Source organism: Paractinoplanes tereljensis (assembly GCF_016862435.1).
Taxonomy (GTDB): Bacteria; Actinomycetota; Actinomycetes; order Mycobacteriales; family Micromonosporaceae; genus Actinoplanes; species Actinoplanes tereljensis.
Map to the genome: position 1 here is coordinate 187,011 of NZ_BOMY01000060.1, position 17,165 is coordinate 204,175.

Annotated in this window: 20 protein-coding genes; 8 read left to right on the top strand and 12 right to left on the bottom strand. The window is 69.6% G+C overall.

The window, feature by feature from the left end; translation table 11 throughout:
- Positions 1-7 precede the first annotated feature (7 nt).
- Positions 8-466: a carboxymuconolactone decarboxylase family protein gene (locus Ate02nite_RS45525; protein WP_203814208.1), complete on the bottom strand. Its 459-nt coding sequence runs from the start codon at positions 464-466 to the stop codon at positions 8-10.
- Between the two features lie 81 nt (positions 467-547).
- On the opposite strand from Ate02nite_RS45525, the gene Ate02nite_RS45530 reads away from it, so the two are divergent.
- Positions 548-1,381: a sigma-70 family RNA polymerase sigma factor gene (locus tag Ate02nite_RS45530; RefSeq protein WP_203814209.1), complete on the top strand. Its 834-nt coding sequence runs from the start codon at positions 548-550 to the stop codon at positions 1,379-1,381.
- Positions 1,382-1,489: 108 nt separating this feature from the next.
- Here the strand turns inward: Ate02nite_RS45530 and Ate02nite_RS45535 are convergent, their stop codons facing one another.
- The 5 genes from Ate02nite_RS45535 to Ate02nite_RS45555 all read right to left on the bottom strand — a co-directional run bounded on the left by Ate02nite_RS45535 (position 1,490) and on the right by Ate02nite_RS45555 (position 5,654).
- Complete coding sequence (locus Ate02nite_RS45535) at positions 1,490-2,449, bottom strand: quinone oxidoreductase family protein (RefSeq protein ID WP_203814210.1); 960 nt, start codon at positions 2,447-2,449, stop codon at positions 1,490-1,492.
- Positions 2,446-2,808, bottom strand: coding sequence for a hypothetical protein (locus Ate02nite_RS45540; protein ID WP_203814211.1), 363 nt, complete (start codon positions 2,806-2,808; stop codon positions 2,446-2,448). The genes Ate02nite_RS45535 and Ate02nite_RS45540 overlap by 4 nt, the downstream gene beginning before the upstream one ends.
- A gap of 85 nt (positions 2,809-2,893) precedes the next feature.
- A complete protein-coding gene (locus Ate02nite_RS45545; protein WP_203814212.1) occupies positions 2,894-3,757 on the bottom strand; it encodes a DODA-type extradiol aromatic ring-opening family dioxygenase in 864 nt (287 codons plus the stop codon).
- 2 nt (positions 3,758-3,759) lie between these two features.
- Positions 3,760-4,539: a citryl-CoA lyase gene (locus tag Ate02nite_RS45550; protein WP_203814213.1), complete on the bottom strand. Its 780-nt coding sequence runs from the start codon at positions 4,537-4,539 to the stop codon at positions 3,760-3,762.
- Positions 4,524-5,654, bottom strand: a complete 1,131-nt coding sequence (locus Ate02nite_RS45555; protein ID WP_307873306.1) for a CaiB/BaiF CoA transferase family protein — start codon at positions 5,652-5,654, stop codon at positions 4,524-4,526. The genes Ate02nite_RS45550 and Ate02nite_RS45555 overlap by 16 nt, the downstream gene beginning before the upstream one ends.
- Positions 5,655-5,837: 183 nt before the next feature.
- On the opposite strand from Ate02nite_RS45555, the gene Ate02nite_RS45560 reads away from it, so the two are divergent.
- Complete coding sequence (locus Ate02nite_RS45560; RefSeq protein WP_203814215.1) at positions 5,838-7,244, top strand: amidohydrolase family protein; 1,407 nt, start codon at positions 5,838-5,840, stop codon at positions 7,242-7,244.
- A 20-nt stretch (positions 7,245-7,264) separates the two neighbouring features.
- A complete protein-coding gene (locus Ate02nite_RS45565) occupies positions 7,265-8,068 on the top strand; it encodes an IclR family transcriptional regulator domain-containing protein (protein ID WP_203814216.1) in 804 nt (267 codons plus the stop codon).
- Positions 8,069-8,102: 34 nt separating this feature from the next.
- Here the strand turns inward: Ate02nite_RS45565 and Ate02nite_RS45570 are convergent, their stop codons facing one another.
- Positions 8,103-8,795, bottom strand: a complete 693-nt coding sequence (locus tag Ate02nite_RS45570; protein WP_203814217.1) for a GH12 family glycosyl hydrolase domain-containing protein — start codon at positions 8,793-8,795, stop codon at positions 8,103-8,105.
- 146 nt (positions 8,796-8,941) lie between these two features.
- Between Ate02nite_RS45570 and Ate02nite_RS45575 the strand changes: the two genes are divergently transcribed.
- Positions 8,942-9,253 carry a hypothetical protein gene (locus tag Ate02nite_RS45575; protein ID WP_203814218.1) on the top strand — a complete coding sequence of 104 codons (312 nt, stop codon included), beginning with the start codon at positions 8,942-8,944 and terminating at the stop codon, positions 9,251-9,253.
- A gap of 154 nt (positions 9,254-9,407) precedes the next feature.
- Here the strand turns inward: Ate02nite_RS45575 and Ate02nite_RS45580 are convergent, their stop codons facing one another.
- Both Ate02nite_RS45580 and Ate02nite_RS45585 read right to left on the bottom strand, forming a co-directional pair.
- Positions 9,408-9,803 carry a nitroreductase family deazaflavin-dependent oxidoreductase gene (locus Ate02nite_RS45580; protein ID WP_239148191.1) on the bottom strand — a complete coding sequence of 132 codons (396 nt, stop codon included), beginning with the start codon at positions 9,801-9,803 and terminating at the stop codon, positions 9,408-9,410.
- Positions 9,800-10,327, bottom strand: coding sequence for a MarR family winged helix-turn-helix transcriptional regulator (locus tag Ate02nite_RS45585; RefSeq protein ID WP_239148192.1), 528 nt, complete (start codon positions 10,325-10,327; stop codon positions 9,800-9,802). The genes Ate02nite_RS45580 and Ate02nite_RS45585 overlap by 4 nt, the downstream gene beginning before the upstream one ends.
- A gap of 96 nt (positions 10,328-10,423) precedes the next feature.
- Between Ate02nite_RS45585 and Ate02nite_RS45590 the strand changes: the two genes are divergently transcribed.
- The gene (locus Ate02nite_RS45590; RefSeq protein ID WP_203814219.1) at positions 10,424-11,056 is read left to right on the top strand and encodes an FMN-dependent NADH-azoreductase; all 633 of its coding nucleotides are present in this window, start codon (positions 10,424-10,426) and stop codon (positions 11,054-11,056) included.
- Positions 11,057-11,222: 166 nt separating this feature from the next.
- On the opposite strand, the gene dnaJ is transcribed toward Ate02nite_RS45590, so the two are convergent.
- Positions 11,223-12,368 (bottom strand): molecular chaperone DnaJ, encoded by a 1,146-nt coding sequence (gene dnaJ / locus Ate02nite_RS45595; RefSeq protein ID WP_203814220.1) that lies wholly within the window; start codon positions 12,366-12,368, stop codon positions 11,223-11,225.
- A 37-nt stretch (positions 12,369-12,405) separates the two neighbouring features.
- Positions 12,406-13,428: a heat-inducible transcriptional repressor HrcA gene (gene hrcA, locus Ate02nite_RS45600; protein ID WP_203814221.1), complete on the bottom strand. Its 1,023-nt coding sequence runs from the start codon at positions 13,426-13,428 to the stop codon at positions 12,406-12,408.
- 160 nt (positions 13,429-13,588) lie between these two features.
- On the opposite strand from hrcA, the gene Ate02nite_RS45605 reads away from it, so the two are divergent.
- Complete coding sequence (locus Ate02nite_RS45605) at positions 13,589-14,179, top strand: DUF4870 domain-containing protein (protein WP_203814222.1); 591 nt, start codon at positions 13,589-13,591, stop codon at positions 14,177-14,179.
- Positions 14,180-14,218: 39 nt separating this feature from the next.
- Here Ate02nite_RS45605 and hemW read toward each other — a convergent pair whose 3' ends face one another.
- On the bottom strand, positions 14,219-15,421 hold the full coding sequence (gene hemW, locus Ate02nite_RS45610) for a radical SAM family heme chaperone HemW (RefSeq protein ID WP_203814223.1): 1,203 nt from the start codon (positions 15,419-15,421) through the stop codon (positions 14,219-14,221).
- Between the two features lie 37 nt (positions 15,422-15,458).
- Between hemW and Ate02nite_RS45615 the strand changes: the two genes are divergently transcribed.
- Entirely contained in the window at positions 15,459-16,232 is a 774-nt protein-coding gene (locus tag Ate02nite_RS45615) for an enoyl-CoA hydratase-related protein (RefSeq protein WP_203814224.1), read from the top strand.
- 74 nt (positions 16,233-16,306) lie between these two features.
- Complete coding sequence (locus Ate02nite_RS45620; RefSeq protein ID WP_203814225.1) at positions 16,307-17,164, top strand: hypothetical protein; 858 nt, start codon at positions 16,307-16,309, stop codon at positions 17,162-17,164.
- Position 17,165 lies beyond the last annotated feature (1 nt).

A 17,165-nucleotide genomic window follows, 5' to 3' on the forward strand; every position in this document is an offset into this window, starting at 1 on the left:
CGAGACCTCATCCCCAATTCTGCGGAGCGGGCTGCTTGGTGGCCGCGTTGATCCGATTGAAGAAGTTGGTGGTGGCGATCCACAGCACGATGGCCGCGAGCTGCTTCTCGTTGTAGTGCGCGGCGGCCGCGGCCCAGATGTCGTCCGGCACCGGGTCGGGCCGGTCGGCCAGCCGGGTGGCCGCCTCGGCCAGGGCGAGCGCGGCTCGTTCGGCCTCGGTGAAATACGGCGTCTCCCGCCATACCGCCACCGCGTACAGCCGTTCCTCGGTCTCGCCGTTCTTGCGGGCGTTGCGGGCACCCGAGTCGACGCACGGGCTGCATCCGTTGATCTGGCTGGCCCGCAGGTGCACCAGCTCCAGGGTGGCCGGTTCGACGCCGGCCGAGTGGGCCTCCTTGTAGAGGAGGTTGATCGCCTTCACGGACTCCGGCAGCAGGTACGCCGGGTTCTCGATCCGAGCCTGCATGATTTCTCCCTCCGGCGCCGTCACATCGGCGCGCTCTGTTCCGTCAAAGGGGTGACGAACCCGGGAAGGCGAACGTGACCAATGTGGCATAGGACACAAAACGAACTCGCGGCCCACTTCGAGGAGAACCGGCCCCGGCTGCGCGCGGTGGCGCTGCGGATGCTCGGCTCCCCGGCCGAGGCCGACGACGCGGTGCAGGAGGCCTGGCTGCGACTCAGCCGCGCCGGCGACGGGGTGGACAACCTCAGCGCGTGGCTGACCACGGTCGTCGGCCGGGTGTGCCTGGACATGCTGCGGCAGCGCACCGCCCGCCGCGAGGACGAGTTCCCGGCGGAACCGCCCGCCGCCGGCGACGATCCCGAGCAGCAGGCGCTGCTGGCCGACTCGGTCGGGCTGGCGCTGCTGGTGGTCCTGGAGACGCTGACCCCGGCCGAGCGGCTCGCGTTCGTGCTGCACGACCTGTTCGCCGTCTCGTTCGAGGAGATCGCCCCGATCGTCGGCCGCTCCCCCGACGCGGCCCGGCAACTGGCCAGCCGCGCCCGCCGCCGCGTGCGAGCCACGCCGCCGGAGCAGGAGCAGGACGCACCGGCCGACCGTCAGGTAGTCGACGCGTTCCTGACCGCGTCCCGCGGCGGCGAGCTGGGCACCCTGCTGGCCCTGCTCGACCCGGACGTCGAAATGCGCGTAGACCAGGTAGTCCAGAACCAAGGCGCCGACGCCGTCGCCCGCTTCTTCGCCGGCCGAGCCCGAGCCGCCCGCACCGCCCTGATCAACGGCGCCATCGGCTTCGCGGTAATCGTCAACGGCCAGGTAAAGGTAGCCACCCGAATCACCGTCACAAACGGCCGAATTACCACAATGGACGCGATCACCAGCCCGGCCGACCTCGCCAACCTGGCAATCCAGCCCCTCTGAAAGCCAGGCCGGCCCAGCCAAAGTGCCAAGCCAACTGAAGAGCCCGGCCAGGCCGAGCCGGACCAGGCCGGACCGGGCCGAACCAAGGCCGGGCCGAACCAAGGCCGGCTAGAGCGTCAAGACGATGCGGCCCTCGGTGTCGCCGGACGCCTGGCGTGACCAGGCCTCGGCGACGTCGGCGAACGGCACCGCCTCGTGCGCCACGGTTAGCCGGCCCGCCGCCGCGTGCTCGGCCACCTCGGTCAGCGACTCCGCACGCCGCGCGGTGGACAGCGCGTTGTTGGTGTAGCCGAGCACCTGCAGCGAGCCGCTGCGCAGCGTCGCCGAGTCGATCGGTGCGGTCGGCGACGCCGAACTGCCCAGGTTGACCAGCCGGCCGCCGGGTCGCAGCACCCGCAACGCGGCCGCGGCCGGCACCCCGAAGACCGGATCGAGCACCAGGTCGGCCGGCCCGGACGCGTCGCGCAGCCGGTCGGCCAGCGACATCGGGTCGTCGTCGGGCCGTAGTGCGACGATCCCGTCGGCGCCGAACTGGACCGCCCGGTCGAGAGCGTCCGCCGAGCGACTCACGGCGATCACCCGGCCGGCACCGCAGAGCCGGGCCAGCTGAACCGCGGCCTGCCCGACCACCCCACCGGCCCCGAGCACGACGACGGTCTCACCGGGGGTGAGCCCACCGGTCCGGGTCAGCGCCGAGTGCGCCGCCACGGCGGACAGGCCGAGCGCCGCGATCAACGGCAGCGGCACGCCTCGGGGCAACGGCACGACGTCGACGTACGGCACCGAGACGGCCGCGGTCATGCTGCCGTCGCCGGGCCGCATTCCGGCCGAGGTGGCGAACCAGACCGGCGTACCGTCGTCGCGGTAGCCCACACCCTGCACTCCCGGCACGTACGGCGTCGCCGGCGTCCCGAAATAGCTGGTGCCTGAGGCACACAGCAGGTCCAGCGGGGTGATCGGCGCCGCCGCCACGGAGATCGGCACCTCGCCGGCGCCCGGCACGGGTGGCCGTCGCTTCTCCAGCGACGGTGGCCGGCCGCAGACGCGCAGCACGGCCGCGGGGATCATGTCGCGATGTCCGGGTAGGGCATCGCGAAGTGGGCCATCCGCGCGCCGTACGCCTTCTGATACTCGAGCGGCTCGGCGTTGTCCCGCTCGAACATCGCGATGAACAGCGTCAGCGTGAGGAACGGGTGCGCCCCCAGCTCGAAGAGCTTGCAGTGATCATGATCGATCAGCGCCGCCCGCTCCTCGTCGGTGAACCGCAGCCAGGTGCTCGCCTCGTCGGTGATGCAGTTGAGCACCGCGTTGGCCCGATCCGCCTCCCACCAGGTGACCAGCTCGTGGGGCTCGGCCCGGTACCGCTCGACGAGCTCGGGGTCGCGGTCGACTGTGTACAGGAACTTGTTCAGCAAGTACTTGCTCATGCTGAGCCCTCCTTAGGCATGCCCTTCTGGCCCTCACCTGCAACGCCGTCCGCCGGTGCGGCTGGGTGCCGCTCGGTGCAGGCGGTCATGCCGGAACTCCGTTCGGGTACCAGGTGAAGTAGGCCTCCATGGTGTGGAACAGGTCGAGCGTGTCCACGTGGTCGGCTTTCGCCCCGGCCCCGGCCACGCCCATCATCAGCATGAAGTCCATGAAGCCGTGGGTGGCGTTGCCCGGCGCGTGCAGGCTGTCCAGCGACACCTCGCGCAGGCAACTGTCGAGGTCACCGCTGGCGATCCACTCGACGGCCCGGCGGTCGAACTCGGGGTCCGGTCCGTGCGGCCCGAACTGGCGCGGCCCGCCCAGCTCCAGCGACAGGTGCCCGGTGCCGATGATCGCGACCCGCAGATGCGACGGCCACTCCTCGACGATGCGCCGGATCGCCTCACCCAGCTGGACGAAGCGCGAAGGCTGCGGAAGCGGCGGCGCAAAGATGTTGGTGTAGATCGGCACGATCGGCAGGTCGGCCTCCGGCCGCAGCGTGATGATCGGGCAGGTGACACTGTGGTCGATCCGCAGCTCGTTGCTGAACGCCAGGTCGAAACCGGAGTCCAGGCCGGCCCGCAGAATGTGCGCGGACAGGTCTTCCTGGCCCTTGAGCAGCATCTTCGGCAGGCCGAACTCGCGCTCCTCGTTGTACCAGTTGGCGTCGTAGAACGGCGCCTTGCCGACCAGGAACTGCGGCATGTTGTCCAGCCACAGCTGATGGAAGTGGTCGGAGCCGACCATCACCAGCACGTCGGGGTTAGCCCGGGTCAGGGTCTCCCGGAACGCGGTGATCTTCCGGACCCACTCGTCGGCGAAGGGGGGACGGTCCTCGCCGGTGGAGGTGCTGGCCCGGTAGTAGAAGGGATGGTGAGTCGAGGCGATGACCGCGACGATGCTGGCCATAGTCAGTCCTCCCGGGGTTCGTAGACGGCGTTGCGATCGACGGTGAGATAGATCTGGTTGGCGATCGGCCGGCGGCGCTCCTCGGCCAGTTGCCCGAGCAGGCCGGCCGCCCGCGCCAGCAGGGCGAACCCGCGCAGCAGGTCGGTCGGCAGGCCCAGGTCGGCGAGGGCCGCGCCGCACACGCCGGCGCCGTTGAGCGGCAGCGTCTTGCCGAGCACCTGCGGGTGCACCCGGCCGATCGCCTCGAACAACCGCAGGTGCGGGCCGCGCAGGCCCTCTTCCTCGGCGATCGCGATCAGCACGGGGGTGCGCGGATCGAGTTCCTTGTGCACCGGGTGGCCGAGGCCCGGGATGAACTTCTTCTGCTCGCGGGCCTTCTTGACGGCTTCCAGCGCGATCACGTCGTAGTCGCGCTCGGTGCCGGCCGCGACAAGCGTCTCGGCCAGGAATCGGCCGCAGTCCTCGGTCACCCCGAGGAAGCGGGAACCGCCGCCGAGCAGACCGGCGGCGAGGGCTCCCTGCAGGGAATCCGGCGCCGAGAGGTACGTCAGGCGGGCCGCGATCGCGGTGGGCGTGAAGCCGTGATCGGCCAGCGCGACCAGCACGGCTTCGAACAGCCGGACCTCGGACGACGACGGACGGCGCCCGGCGACCAGCCAGAACGCCAGCTCACCGAAGCCGACCTTGCCCATCAGGTCGGCCGCGAGGTCCTGCCCCAGCAAGGAGATCGTTTCCGGGGTCGAGGTGCCCAGCCCGGTCGGGAAACTTAATTCTTCAGCCACGCTCGGATCTCCTCGCCGTGCTCGTCCAGACCGGGCGGCGGAAGCTCGTACGCCGGCGGGGTCTCGGAAAACGTGATCGGGTTGCGGACCGCCGGCACGCCACCGGCGTCGATCACCGGGTTCAGCCCCAGCTCGTCGGCGAAGGCCACGCCGCCGTCGATCGTGTTGATCGGCGCGCACGGCACCCCGGCCGCCAGCAGGTCGCGGAACCAGTCGTCCTTGGTCCGCTTGCTGAGCCGTTCGACCAGGATCGGCCGCAACTGTTCGCGATTCGCCGTACGGTCCTGGTTACGCCCGAAACGCGGATCGTCCGGCAGCTCCGGCAGGTCGAGCACCTGGCACAGCTTGCGGAACTGCCCGTCGTTCCCGGCGATCACGATCAGCTCACCGTCCGCACACGGCAGCGGCTCGTACGGGAAGAGGCTGGGATGCGCGTTGCCCATCCGGAACGGAATGGTCCCGCCGGCGACGTAACCGCTCGAGTGGTTGACCAGGCCGGACAGGGCCGAGCTGAGCAGGTTGACCTCGACGTGCTGGCCGCGGCCGGTCTCGCCCCGGTGCCGCAGGGCGGCCAGGATGCCGATGGTGGCGTGCATGCCGGCCATCACGTCGAAGACCGAGATGCCGGCCCGGAACGGCGATCCGTCCGGGTCGCCGGTGAGGCTCATCAGGCCGGAGATGGCCTGGACCATCAAGTCGTACCCCGGGAGGTTGGCCCCCTCGCCGGAGCCGAAGCCGCTGATGCTGGCGTAGATGATCTTCGGGTTTTCCGAAAGAACCGAGTCGAAATCAAGACCGAACCGGGCCAGACCGCCCGGCTTGAAGTTCTCGATCATGATGTCCGCCCGGCCGGCCAGCGCACGCGCCACGGCCTGATCGTCCGGATCCTTCAGGTTCAGGGCGATGGACCGCTTGTTGCGGTTGATGCCCAGATAGTAGGTCGAGACACCGTCGCGGGTGGGTGGCATCCAGGTGCGGGTGTCATCCCCACCCGGCCCCTCCACCTTGATCACCTGAGCGCCGAGGTCGGCGAGCAGCATCGTCGCGTACGGCCCGGCCAGGATCCGGGAGAAATCCGCCACCAGCAGACCGTGCAGAGGGCCCTGCGTCATCATCACCGCCCGTTCTGCGGACACCTGTCCGCTGAAACAGCTTCCGCCCCGGCAGCAGGCCTGTCAATGGGCGGTTAATCAAGTCGAAACACACTATTGACGCTGCACGTGACCGGGAGCACACTGGCGCCACTCGCCCTGCCCGCTCAGCGGACAGCGGTCCGGAAAACCTTGAAAGGATGGGCGATGAGCGACAGCGACCGGCCGGTGGTCCTCCGCAACGGCCTCGTATTGACCATGGACGACTCGCACACGGTGCTCAACAACGCCGACGTGCTGGTCATCGGCGACCGGATCGCCGAGGTCGGGCACAACCTGACCGCCCCCGACGGCGCCCTCGAGATCGACGCCACCGACGGCATCATCATGCCCGGCATGGTCGACACGCACCGGCATATGTGGCAGACCGCCATGCGCGGATATGGTGCTGACTGGACCCTTACGCAGTATTTCGTCTGGTATTACCTGGAGTCCGGCAAGCTGTTCCGCCCCGAGGACGTGCACGCCGGCAACCTGCTCGGCGCGATCGAGGCCATCGACTCCGGCGTCACCACCACCGTCGACTGGTCACACGGCCTGCAGACCATCGACCACGCCGACGCGGCGGTCGACGCCCTCGAGGCGGTGCCCGGCCGGTTCGTCCTCGCCTACGGCAACATCCAGCAGGGCCCGTGGCAGTGGTCGACCACGCCCGAGTTCCGCGACTTCTACCGGCGCCGCATCGACGGCGGCAAGCTGGCCGGTTTCCAACTGGCCTTCGACATCCCCGGCGACCCGGCGTTCCAGGAGAAAGCCGCCTTCGAGGTGGCCCGCGACCTGGGCGTCACGGTCACCACGCACGCCGGCGTCTGGGGCGCCACCAACGACGACGGCATCCGGCTGATGTATGAGAACGGCTTCATGACGCCCGGCACCGTCTACGTGCACGCGGCCACCCTGAGCAGCGACTCCTACCACCGGATCGCCGCCACCGGCGGCTCGGTCTCGGTCTCCACCGAGAGCGAGCAGAGCGCCGGCCAGGGCTACCCGCCCACCTGGGTGCTGCGCAAGCACGACATCCCGGTCTCGCTGTCGATGGACACCAGCGTCTGGTGGAGCGGCGACCTGTTCTCGGCGATGCGCACCACGCTGTCGGCCGACCGGTCCCGCGAGCACCTCGAGGCGCACGCCGCCAAGGAGACCATCACCCACCACCACCTGCGCGCCGAGCAGGTCGTCGACTGGGGCACCCGGGGCGGCGCCAAGGCCCTCGGGATGGACTCCGAGATCGGCGCGATCACCCCCGGCCGCAAGGCCGATGTCGTGCTGATCAAGAACGACGCGTCGCCCGCCATGTTCCCGGTGCTGCACCCCTACGGCCACGTCGCCTACCAGGCGCAGCGCGGCGACGTGCACACCGTGCTGGTCGGCGGCAAGGTCGTCAAGCAGGACGGCAAGCTGGTCGGGGTCGATCTGGCCGCCGCCCGGGCCAAGGTCGGCGCCACGGTCGACTACCTGCGCGAGACCATGGGTGAGGATCTCTGGCAGCGCGGCATGAACCCGGAGATCCCCGAGTCGCGGATCCTTACCAACCCCTATCAGTACACGAAGTAAAGCAATGAAAGCATGAGGTCATGACCGACACTGGGAGGGGCGCCGGGCCCGACTTCATCGAGGCCCTCGCGCGTGGCCTCGACGTCCTGCGCTCCTTCCGGCCGGGCACGCCCGCCATGACCCTCAGCGAGATCGCCGGCCACACCGGCCTCGCCCGCCCCACCGTCCGCCGCATCCTGATCACGCTCGAGGCGCTCGGCTACGTCCGCCAGGCCGCGCGGGGTTACGCGTTGACCCCGCGCGTCCTGGAGCTGGGCATGGCCTACGTCAATTCGCTGAGCATGTGGGACGTCGCCCGCCCGCACATGGAGAAACTGGTCGCCCAGACCAACGAGTCCACGTCGATGGCCCAGCTCGACGGCGCCGACATCGTCTACGTGGCCCGGGTGGCGGTGCCGAAGATCGTCACCCTGTCGGTCACCATCGGCACCCGCTTCCCGGCCCCCGCCACCAGCATGGGCAAGGTGCTACTGGCGGCCCTGCCGCCGACGACGCTGCTGAAGGTGGTCGACGAGGCGTCCCGTTCCGGCATCACCCCGCGCTGGCAGCCGTCGTCCGCCGAGCTGGAGACCTCCCTGCGCGAGGTGCGGGCCAAGGGCTGGGCTCTGGCCGATCAAGACCTGGCGCCGGGAGTCCGGTCGATAGCGACCGGCGTGCGCGACGGCGACGGCAACGTGGTGGCCGCCATCAACGTCACCGTCCACGCCGCCGAAACCACAGTGGAAACCCTGCTCGAGGACCACCTGCCCAAGCTTCTGCGGGCAGCCGCCGACATCAGCCACGACTGGTCACTGACCGCCGCGGTCCCCGCCGTAACGGTCTGAAGCGCGGGGGTCCCACGCACCCCGCGCACCAGCCTCAGCCCGAGACGGAGAAGGAATTCGTGACGAAGTCCTTGCCGCCCGAGGACGACGTGATCTCGTATCCGAACTGGACATTGCCGATCGTGACGTTGCCGAACCAGCCGGCCGTCCGGATCCACTGCGCGATCTGCGCGACGTTCACCGTGCCGGAGCTGGTGTTACTCGTGCGCACGAACGAGTACACGTTGTTCGACCCGTTCGAACCGCGGTAGATCCGCCAGGTGTGCCCGCCCACGGTAGCGGTGGTCTGCAGCGTGCCCAGCGGCCCGACCGCGCCGTAGTAGTTCATCCACAGCATGATCTCGTGCGCGTTGTCCGACGACCAGATGTCGTAGGCCGTCGTGAACGCCACCCCGCTGGTCGGCACGGTCACGTTGAAACTGCTGGTCACCGTGCCCAGCGAGCTGACCGTCCGGCCGATGTAGCGGGTCGCGTTCGGATACGACTTGATCCCGCCGGTGTTCGGGTGGTTGGCCCAGACTCCCCAGTTGCTCGTGGAGTTGGCCCAGATCGTCTGCGGACCGTAACCGGACCCCCAGACGTTGTTGTACAGCGTGTAGCTGCCGCTGGTCCAGGTACCCCAACGATCGGTCGAGTACCAGACGGCCGCGTTGGCGGTGCCGGCGGTGAAAGCCAGCGTCAACGCGACGATGAACGCCCCGATGGCGAGGCGGAGGGAACGGAGCACAGTGCCTCCTTGCGGTTGTTTCGGACGCCAAGGACAAATCGACGCTAGGCCGCCCGACCGCGCTCCCGGCAAGTGATGCAAATCAATTTAAGGTTTGCTTCATCTGCCGGCGTGCGGACCTCCGCGAGGCGGGTCAGACTGATCTCATGAAGCTGGTGGCCGACCTCTTCGACCCCGAACCCCAGGTCTGGGGCCTGCGCGGCGATCCCTGGGTGTGGCAGGCAATGCGCGACCACCTGGGCGACACCTACCTGCCGCCCACCCTGGGCGAGGCCGAGGCGATGCTCTACACCGCCTTCAACCGCATCGTCGGCGTAGACCTCTTCGCCGAGCTGGAGCCCTCGGTCTACCGCCCCGAGTTCGCCCACGGCGGCCTCTCCAGCGGCCACATCCACCTACAAACCTGGCGAATCGACCTACTCCCCCTCCTGGTGGACCGAGCCCAGGCCCTCCTTTAAAAGATCCATTCAAGAACGCGAAAAAAGATCCTTCAAGTACGCGGCGACCCCTCCCCCGCCAAACCCGCACACTCTCGGCCGCCCATCGCGGCCCATTGCCACGCACGGCCGCAGCGCGCCTTTCGCGCGAATCGCCTGCCGCGAAAACGCACTACTACGTGCGAGAGTCAAAAGCCGCTACGTGCAGCAGGCGGAAGTCGCGGCGCCGTAGCAGGCGCAGGACGGCGGCCGCGGGGTTTCCGAACGCTCGCAGGCCATCGTCGGGCGGCAGGACCTCGATGCGGTCGATCTCGTGCACCACACCGGCCGTGACCACCTGGCAGTGACCGGCTGCTACGACGTTGCGGTACCAGTCGACGTTCGGGCCGTAGGTCAGCTCGGCCACGAAGTCGTCACCCCGGCGAGCCAGCAGCAGCGGGGTCTCGTAGGGGCGGCCGGAACGCCGGCCGACGTGCCGGACCAGGGCGAACGGGCCCCGGCCGGCGCGGGCGAGCGGGACCGTGACCCGGTTGAGCGAGTGCTTCAGCAGCCCCAGCCACGCCTCCCTCACCCCTCGATCAGCTGGCTTATCTCGTCGACCGTCGCGGCCGCGGCCGGATCGGTGACGCCGACGACCTCGCGGCAGATCCGCTGCATCTGCTTGACCTGGGTGCCGTTCAGCGGGTCGAAGACCAGGCGGCGGACCTCACGCACGTGCCCGGGGGCCGCCGCTACCAGCGCGGCCAGGCCCGCCTCGGTCAGCTCGGCCGAGATGCAGCGCGATTCCCCCTCGGAGGCCACCCGGCGCACCCAGCCCTGCTTCTCGAGCCGGCTCACCGCGTGCGACAGCCGGGACATCGAGCCGCCGGCCATCATCGCGAGCACGCTCATCCGCACCTTGTGATCTTCGGGGCGCTCCAGCGAGACCAAGATTGAGTACTCGAAGAAGTTCAGCCCGGAATCGCGCTTGAGCTGCGCATCGATGGCTGCGGGCAGCGTCATGAGCATCCCGGTCAGAGACATCCAGGCGGTCATCTCGTCGTTCGACAACCAGGGGACCTCGTCGGGGTCCGGAGGCGGGGTGGCGCTGTTCACAAACGGAACTGTAACTCAACCAGGCGACTTGAACATTCAACTCGAACCGTGGCACTATCGAGTTGAACATTCAACAGCTCCACCTAGGGAGAACCTGTGACCGTCCTGCGTATCGACGCCAGCATCCAGGGGCCCAACTCGGCCAGCTCCGAGCTCGCCGACGTGGCCGAGGCCGAGTGGCTCGCGGTCCGGCCGGGCACCGAGTTCATCCGGCGCCACCTCGGCTCCGAGCCGCTGCCCGCGGACGCCTGGCAGAACGCCATCGGCGGCGCCTTCACCCCCGAGGACCAGCGCAACGAGCACCAGCAGGCCGCCGTGGCCCTGGCCCAGCAGCTCAACAACGAGGTCCGGCACGCCGAGGCGGTCATCCTGGCCCTGCCGCTCTACAACTGGGGCGTCTCCCAGCACGCCAAGATCTGGATCGACCTCGTCCTGGCCGGCGGCCCCAACGGCGAGCGGCTGCTCGACGGCAAGCCGGCCATCGTGGTGACCACCCGTGGCGGCGGCTACAGCCCGGGCACCCCGCGTGAGGGCTGGGACCACAACACCTCGTTCATCCGGCGGATCGTCGAGGACGTCTGGGGCGCCGACCTCACCCTGGTCGAGCGCGAACTGACCCTGGCCCACGTCAGCCCGGCGATGGAGTCCCTCCGGGATGCCGCTGACCTGCTGAAGAAGGCCGCGCACGAGGCCGCCGCGCACGCCGGCCGCACCATCGCCGACCGCTGAGCTGACCCCCGCACCAACCCGAAACGCCGCCGGTGAGCCTCACCGGCGGCGTTTTGCGCAACCACGCACGCAGAATGAAGGGCCAGGGCCAGCAAAGCTGGGCCCCGGCCCGCCCCCGGCGGGAGCGACGGTCTGTCACCCACCACCGAGCTACGACATCTTGAATTTAATGGCCGTTGAAAGCGTCGCGCATCCGGCTGAAGAAGCCGCCCTGCTTGCTCAGCTCGGCCACGTCCTCGCCGCGGGTCTTGGCGAAATCGCGCAGCATGCGTTCCTGGTCGGCGGTCAGCTTGGTCGGCGTCTTCACGTCCAGGTGCACGAAGAGGTCGCCGCGGCCCTGGCCACGCAGGTGCGGCACGCCCTTGCCGCGGATGCGCAGCGTGCTGGCGGGTTGTGTGCCGTTCTTGACCTCGATCGCCTCTTCGCTGTCCAGCGTCTTGATCGTCAGGCGGGTGCCGAGCGCGGCCGCGGTCATCGGCAGCGTGACCCGGCAGTGCAGGTCGTCGCCCTTGCGGGAGTAGACGTCGTGCGGCCGCTCACTGATCTCCACGTAGAGGTCACCGGCGGTGCCGCCGCCGGGCCCGACCTCGCCCTGCTGGGCCAGGCGAATGCGCATGCCGTCCTCGACGCCCGCCGGGATCTTCACGGTGAGTGAGCGACGGGTGCGCACCCGGCCGTCGCCGGCGCAGGTGGGGCAGGGGTGCGGGATGACCGTGCCGTGGCCCTGGCAGGTGGAGCAGGGGCGGGACGAGACGACCTGGCCGAGGAATGTGCGCTGCACGCTCTGCACCTCACCGCGGCCGCCGCAGGTCTCGCAGGTGGCCAGGTGGGTGCCGGGCGCGGTGCCGGCGCCGGAGCACTGGGTGCACAGGACCGCGGTGTCGACGGTGATCGGCGCCTCGACGCCGAACGCGGTCTCCACCAGGTCGAGTTCGAGACGCAGGATCGCGTCGGCGCCGGGGCGGGTGCGCGGGCGCGGACCCCGGTTGCCGCCGCCGGCGGCAGTGCCGAAGAACGCGTCCATGATGTCCTGGAAACCGACGAACGGGCCGCCCGGGCCACCACCGGGGCCACCGGGACCGACGCCGCCACCGGGCGCGAGCGGGTCACCGCCGAGGTCGACGATCTGCCGCTTCTGGTCGTCGGACAGAACCTCGTAGGCCGCGTTGATGTCCTTGAACTTCTCGTGCGCTTCCGGGTCCGGATTGACGTCGGGGTGGAATTGCCGAGCCAGTTTGCGGTAGGCGCGCTTGATCTCGTCGTCGGTCGCCTCCCGGCTCACGCCGAGAATGCCGTAGTAATCCTTGGCCACGGGGTTTGGAGTCCTCAATGTCAGCGCGGTTCCGTCGTCAATTCTGTGCCAGCAGATCGCCCACGTAGCGTGCCACCGCTCGCACCGTGGCGATGGTGCCGGGGTAGTCCATCCGGGTGGGGCCGAGCACACCAAGCCCACCGACGATAGTCGCGCCCGGCCCGTAGCCGGTGCTGACCACCGAGGTCGAGCGCAGGTTGTCGATCTCGTTCTCGTCGCCGATGCGCACCCGGGTCTTGCTCGGTTCCAGGTCGCCGATGAGCTTGAGCAGGATGACCTCCTCCTCGAGGGCCTCGAGCACGGGACGAAGTGTGCCCTGGAAGTCCAGCACACCTCCCCGAGTCAAGTTCGCCGTTCCGGCGAGCATCAGGCGTTCCTCGCTGCGCTCGACGAGGGTTTCCAGCAGCACGCTGGCCAGGCAGGCCATCGTGCCGCGGCGGTCCGGTGCGCACTCGTCGACCAGGGACGCCACCAGCGGCGGGGTGTCGGACAGCCGCTGACCGGCGAGTTTCTCGTTGGCCTTGCGGCGCAACTCCATCACGTCGTCGGGGGTCGCCGGGGCCGGGAGCTCGACCAGCCGCTGCTCAACCCGGCCGGTGTCGGCGATCATCACCAGCATGATCCGGGTGGTGGAGATCGGGACAAGTTCCAGATGGCGCACCGAGGAGCGGGCCAGCGACGGATATTGCACGACCGCGACCTGCCGGGTCAGCTGGGCGAGCAGCCGGACTGTGCGATGCACCACGTCGTCGAGGTCGACCGCACCGATCAGGAAGCGCTCGATCGCCCGGCGCTCGGCCGGGCTCAGCGGCTTGACCCGGGACAGCCGGTCGACGAACAGCCGGTAACCGGCGTCGGTGGGCACCCGGCCGGCACTGGTGTGCGGCTGCCGGATGTAGCCCTCCTCCTCCAGCACGGCCATGTCGTTGCGCACCGTGGCCGGGGAGACGCCGAGCTGATGCCGCTCGACCAGTGACTTGCTGCCGACCGGCTCCTGGGTCTCGACGTAGTCCTCGACGATTGCCCGCAGCACTTCGAGCTTGCGGTCATCCAGACTCACTATGACCCCTCCCTCGTCTTGTGCTGGCACTCCTGGAGACAGAGTGCCAGTCTACGTCGCCGCAGGCGGCAGCGCGATGATCGAGTGGCTCTGTCTATTCATCGACTCCGAGTGCATGTCGCTCTGTACCCGGTTGAGCTGCGGTCCTACGGTGTCAGCCATGACAGAACCGCCTCGCCCGCCTGGTGAAGGTAATCAGAACGATCCCACGGCGCCATTCAACCCATATGCCGGTAACGACCCGACCTCGGGTTCGGTACCGCCTCCCTCGTCCGGCGGGCCCGCTGCCCCGCCGCCGCCCAACGGTGGGTACGCCCCGCCGCCCAGCGGCGGTTACGGTCCGCCGCCCGGCGGCTACAACCCGCCCCCGCAGCAGTACGGGTACGGCGCTCCGGCCGGCGGCACCATCGCCGGTGACGACCGCACCTGGATCCTGGTCGCACACTTCGGGGGCGCGGCCGGCGCCTTCCTCGGTGGCGGCTGCGCGGGCTGGATCGCCCCGCTCGTCGCACTGCTGGCCCGGGGCCCGCAGTCGCCTCAGGTGCGGGCCGAGGCCGTCAAGGCGCTGAACTTCCAGATCCTCTGGTCGATCATCGCGCTCGTCGGCTGGATCCTGTCCTGCATCATCATCGGCATCTTCGTCGGTTTCGCCGCGATGGTCATCGGGATCGTCTTCGGTGTCATCGCCGGCGTGAAGGCCAGCAACAACCAGCCGTACAACTACCCGATGACGGTTTCGATCATCAAGTAGCGGTCGTTCCGAAGCGCCGGGTCGGGGGGCCCGGCGCCCTCATACGACGTCGCGGATGACGGCGTCGGCCAGCAGGCGGCCCCGGAGGGTCAGCGCGAGTTGCCCCTCCGCGTACGCCGCCGGCTCCAGCAGGCCGTCGGCCAGAGCCTGCTTCGCGCCGGCCGCGTCGAGCCCGGCCAGCGGGATGCCGTCGCGCAGGCGCACCCGCAGCATGATGTCCTCGACCCGCCGGTCGTCGTCGGTAAGGATCTCCCGGGCGTGACCCGGCGAATGACCGTCGGCCAGCCTTTTCGCGTACGCCGTCGGATGCTTGACGTTCCACCAGCGCACCCCGCCGACGTGACTGTGCGCGCCCGGGCCGAGCCCCCACCAGTCGGCGCCGGTCCAGTAGAGCAGGTTGTGCCGGCAGCGGGCGTCCGCGCCCTTCGCCCAGTTGGACACCTCGTACCAGTCGAAACCGGCCGCGGTCAGGGCCGCCTCGGCAGCCAGGTAGCGGTCGGCGGCGACGTCGTCGGACGGGTACGGGAGCTCGCCGCGACGCATCCGGACGGCCATCCGGGTGCCGTCCTCGACGATCAGCGCGTACGCACTGACGTGGTCGGCACCCGCCTCGATCACGGTTTGCAGCGAGGCGGCGAAGTCGTCGGCCGTCTCCCCCGGGGTCCCGTAGATCAGGTCGAGGTTGACGTGCTCGAAGCCGGCCTCGCGGGCCTCCCGGGCGGCCTCGGGCGCCCGGCCGGCGGTGTGCTTGCGGTCGAGGATCCGCAGCACCGTGGGGCTGGCCGATTGCATGCCCAGGCTGATCCGGGTGAAGCCGTGGCGGTGCAACGTGCGCAGGTATTCGGGGGTCACCGACTCCGGGTTGGCCTCGGTGGTGATCTCGGCGTCGGCGGCCAGCCCCCACGTCTTGTCGATGCCCTCGAGGATCCGGCCGAGATCATCGGCACCGAGCAGCGTCGGGGTGCCGCCGCCGATGAACACCGTGTCCACTTTTTCCGGATTTATAGTGTTTTGGGCGAGGCGAAGCTCACGCAGAACCGTGTCGGCGTATTCGTCGCGACTGGCCCCTCCGCCCAGTTCGCTGGCGGTATAGGTGTTGAAGTCGCAATACCCGCATCGACTCGCACAGAACGGAACGTGGACATAGACCGCGAATCCGTTCCGGCCGGCGGCCGCCGCGGCGGCGTGCGGGAGCGACCCGTCCAGCGGAACAGGATCACCATCGGGAAGCGCACCGGCCATCCGACAAGTGTGCACTCCCCCCGATAGGGTTCCGGCCATGGATCTGGTCCGTTCCGCCACAGCCGCCGGGGTGACCACCGTGACCCTGGACAGCCCCGCCAACCGCAACGCCCTCTCCACCCCCCTGATGACCCAGCTCCTGGACGCCCTCGGCGCCGCGCTGACCGACTCCGCGGTGCGCGTCGTGGTGCTCTCGCACACCGGCCCGGTCTTCTGCTCCGGCGCCGATCTCAAGGAGACCGCCGAGGCCCGCGAGGCCGGCCGGGTGCCGGCCGAGAAACTGGCCGACGTGCTGGCCGCGCTCTGGGAGTTCCCCAAGCCGGTGGTGGCGCGGGTCGGCGGCCCGGCCCGGGCCGGTGGGCTCGGCCTGATCGCGGCGGCCGACATCGCGGTCTGCGCCCGCGAGGCGACGTTCGCGTTCACCGAGGTGCGCCTGGGTGTGATCCCCGCGGTGATCAGCGCCACCGTGCTGCCCCGGCTGACCCCGCGGGCGGCCACCGAGCTCTATCTCACCGGCAACGTCTTCGACGGGACCCGGGCGGCGGAGGTCGGCCTGGTTACGGCCGCGGTCCCGGCCGAGGGCCTGGACGCCGCGGTCGCCGGCTACTGCACCGCGCTGGTGCAGGGCGGCCCGCTCGCGCTGGCCGGTACCAAACAGCTTCTACGGCGTACGCCGGAAGCCTCGATCCGAGCCGAACTGGCCGGCCTGGCCGAGCGGTCCGGGGGTTATTTCCGATCGGCCGAAGGCCGCGAGGGCGTGACCGCTTTCCGGGAGAAACGCCCGGCGGCCTGGGTCCCCGACCAGCAGTGACGGTCGGCCGGTGCGGTCGTTGACTACTCTTGTTGCCTGAGCCCCGTTTCGCGGGGCGCGTCGAGGAGGTGTGAGTGCGCAGGACACCAGCCGTGGTGGTCGTGCTGCTCGCACTGGTCGGTGTGCTGGGCGTGGTGGTCGTGGTCAACAACCTGCCCAGCGACATCAAGCTGCCGAGCCTCGGGCCCGAGTGCACCGTGAAGGCCGACGGCGAGGTCACCCTCGACTCGGTGCAGATGGCCAACGCGGCGACCATCACCGCGGTCGGCATCCGGCGCGGCATGCCGGAGCGGGCCGTCGTGATCGCGCTGGCCACCGCGCTGCAGGAATCCAAGCTGGAAAATCTCGACGACGGCGACCGCGACTCGGTCGGCCTCTTCCAGCAACGCCCCAGCCAGGGCTGGGGCACGGTCGAGAAGATCAAGGACCCGAGGTACGCGGCGGACAAGTTCTACACCGCCCTCAAGAAGGTCAAGGGCTACCAGAAGATGCGGGTCACCGACGCCGCGCAGAAGGTGCAGCGCTCGGCCTACCCGAACGCCTACGAGAAGTGGGCCGACGAGTCGGCGGTGCTGGCTCGAGCCCTGACCGGCCGGGCGACCGGAGCGGTGGCCTGCACGGTGTCCGGTTCGCCGGTGCTGCGCGGCGCCGCCGCCGCGACCGCGCTGCTGCAGAACCTCAAGCTCGACTGGGGCAAGGGCCTGGCGAAAACCCCGGCGGCCGCGCAGGCGGCCGGGCTCACGGTCGCGGTCTCCGATGCGAGTACGGGCTGGAGGTACGCGCATTGGCTGGTGTCGCACGCCTCGGCCACCGGTCTCGAACGGGTACGTTTCGCCGATCTTGAGTGGCACGCGCCGGACGGCAAGTGGCAGAAGGTGACGGCGGACGGTGGTGCCGACGAACGCCAAGTGATCGCTCAGGTGTTCAGTTGAC

What these genes read in the sequence shown, in the direction of transcription:
- Ate02nite_RS45525 (WP_203814208.1), bottom strand. Translation starts at nt 466, where the DNA reads ATGCAGGCTCGGATCGAGAACCCGGCGTACCTGCTGCCGGAGTCCGTG.
- Ate02nite_RS45530 (WP_203814209.1), top strand. Translation starts at nt 548, where the DNA reads ATGTGGCATAGGACACAAAACGAACTCGCGGCCCACTTCGAGGAGAAC.
- Ate02nite_RS45535 (WP_203814210.1), bottom strand. Translation starts at nt 2,449, where the DNA reads ATGATCCCCGCGGCCGTGCTGCGCGTCTGCGGCCGGCCACCGTCGCTG.
- Ate02nite_RS45540 (WP_203814211.1), bottom strand. Translation starts at nt 2,808, where the DNA reads ATGAGCAAGTACTTGCTGAACAAGTTCCTGTACACAGTCGACCGCGAC.
- Ate02nite_RS45545 (WP_203814212.1), bottom strand. Translation starts at nt 3,757, where the DNA reads ATGGCCAGCATCGTCGCGGTCATCGCCTCGACTCACCATCCCTTCTAC.
- Ate02nite_RS45555 (WP_307873306.1), bottom strand. Translation starts at nt 5,654, where the DNA reads ATGATGACGCAGGGCCCTCTGCACGGTCTGCTGGTGGCGGATTTCTCC.
- Ate02nite_RS45560 (WP_203814215.1), top strand. Translation starts at nt 5,838, where the DNA reads ATGAGCGACAGCGACCGGCCGGTGGTCCTCCGCAACGGCCTCGTATTG.
- Ate02nite_RS45565 (WP_203814216.1), top strand. Translation starts at nt 7,265, where the DNA reads ATGACCGACACTGGGAGGGGCGCCGGGCCCGACTTCATCGAGGCCCTC.
- Ate02nite_RS45575 (WP_203814218.1), top strand. Translation starts at nt 8,942, where the DNA reads ATGAAGCTGGTGGCCGACCTCTTCGACCCCGAACCCCAGGTCTGGGGC.
- Ate02nite_RS45605 (WP_203814222.1), top strand. Translation starts at nt 13,589, where the DNA reads ATGACAGAACCGCCTCGCCCGCCTGGTGAAGGTAATCAGAACGATCCC.
- hemW (WP_203814223.1), bottom strand. Translation starts at nt 15,421, where the DNA reads ATGGCCGGTGCGCTTCCCGATGGTGATCCTGTTCCGCTGGACGGGTCG.
- Ate02nite_RS45615 (WP_203814224.1), top strand. Translation starts at nt 15,459, where the DNA reads ATGGATCTGGTCCGTTCCGCCACAGCCGCCGGGGTGACCACCGTGACC.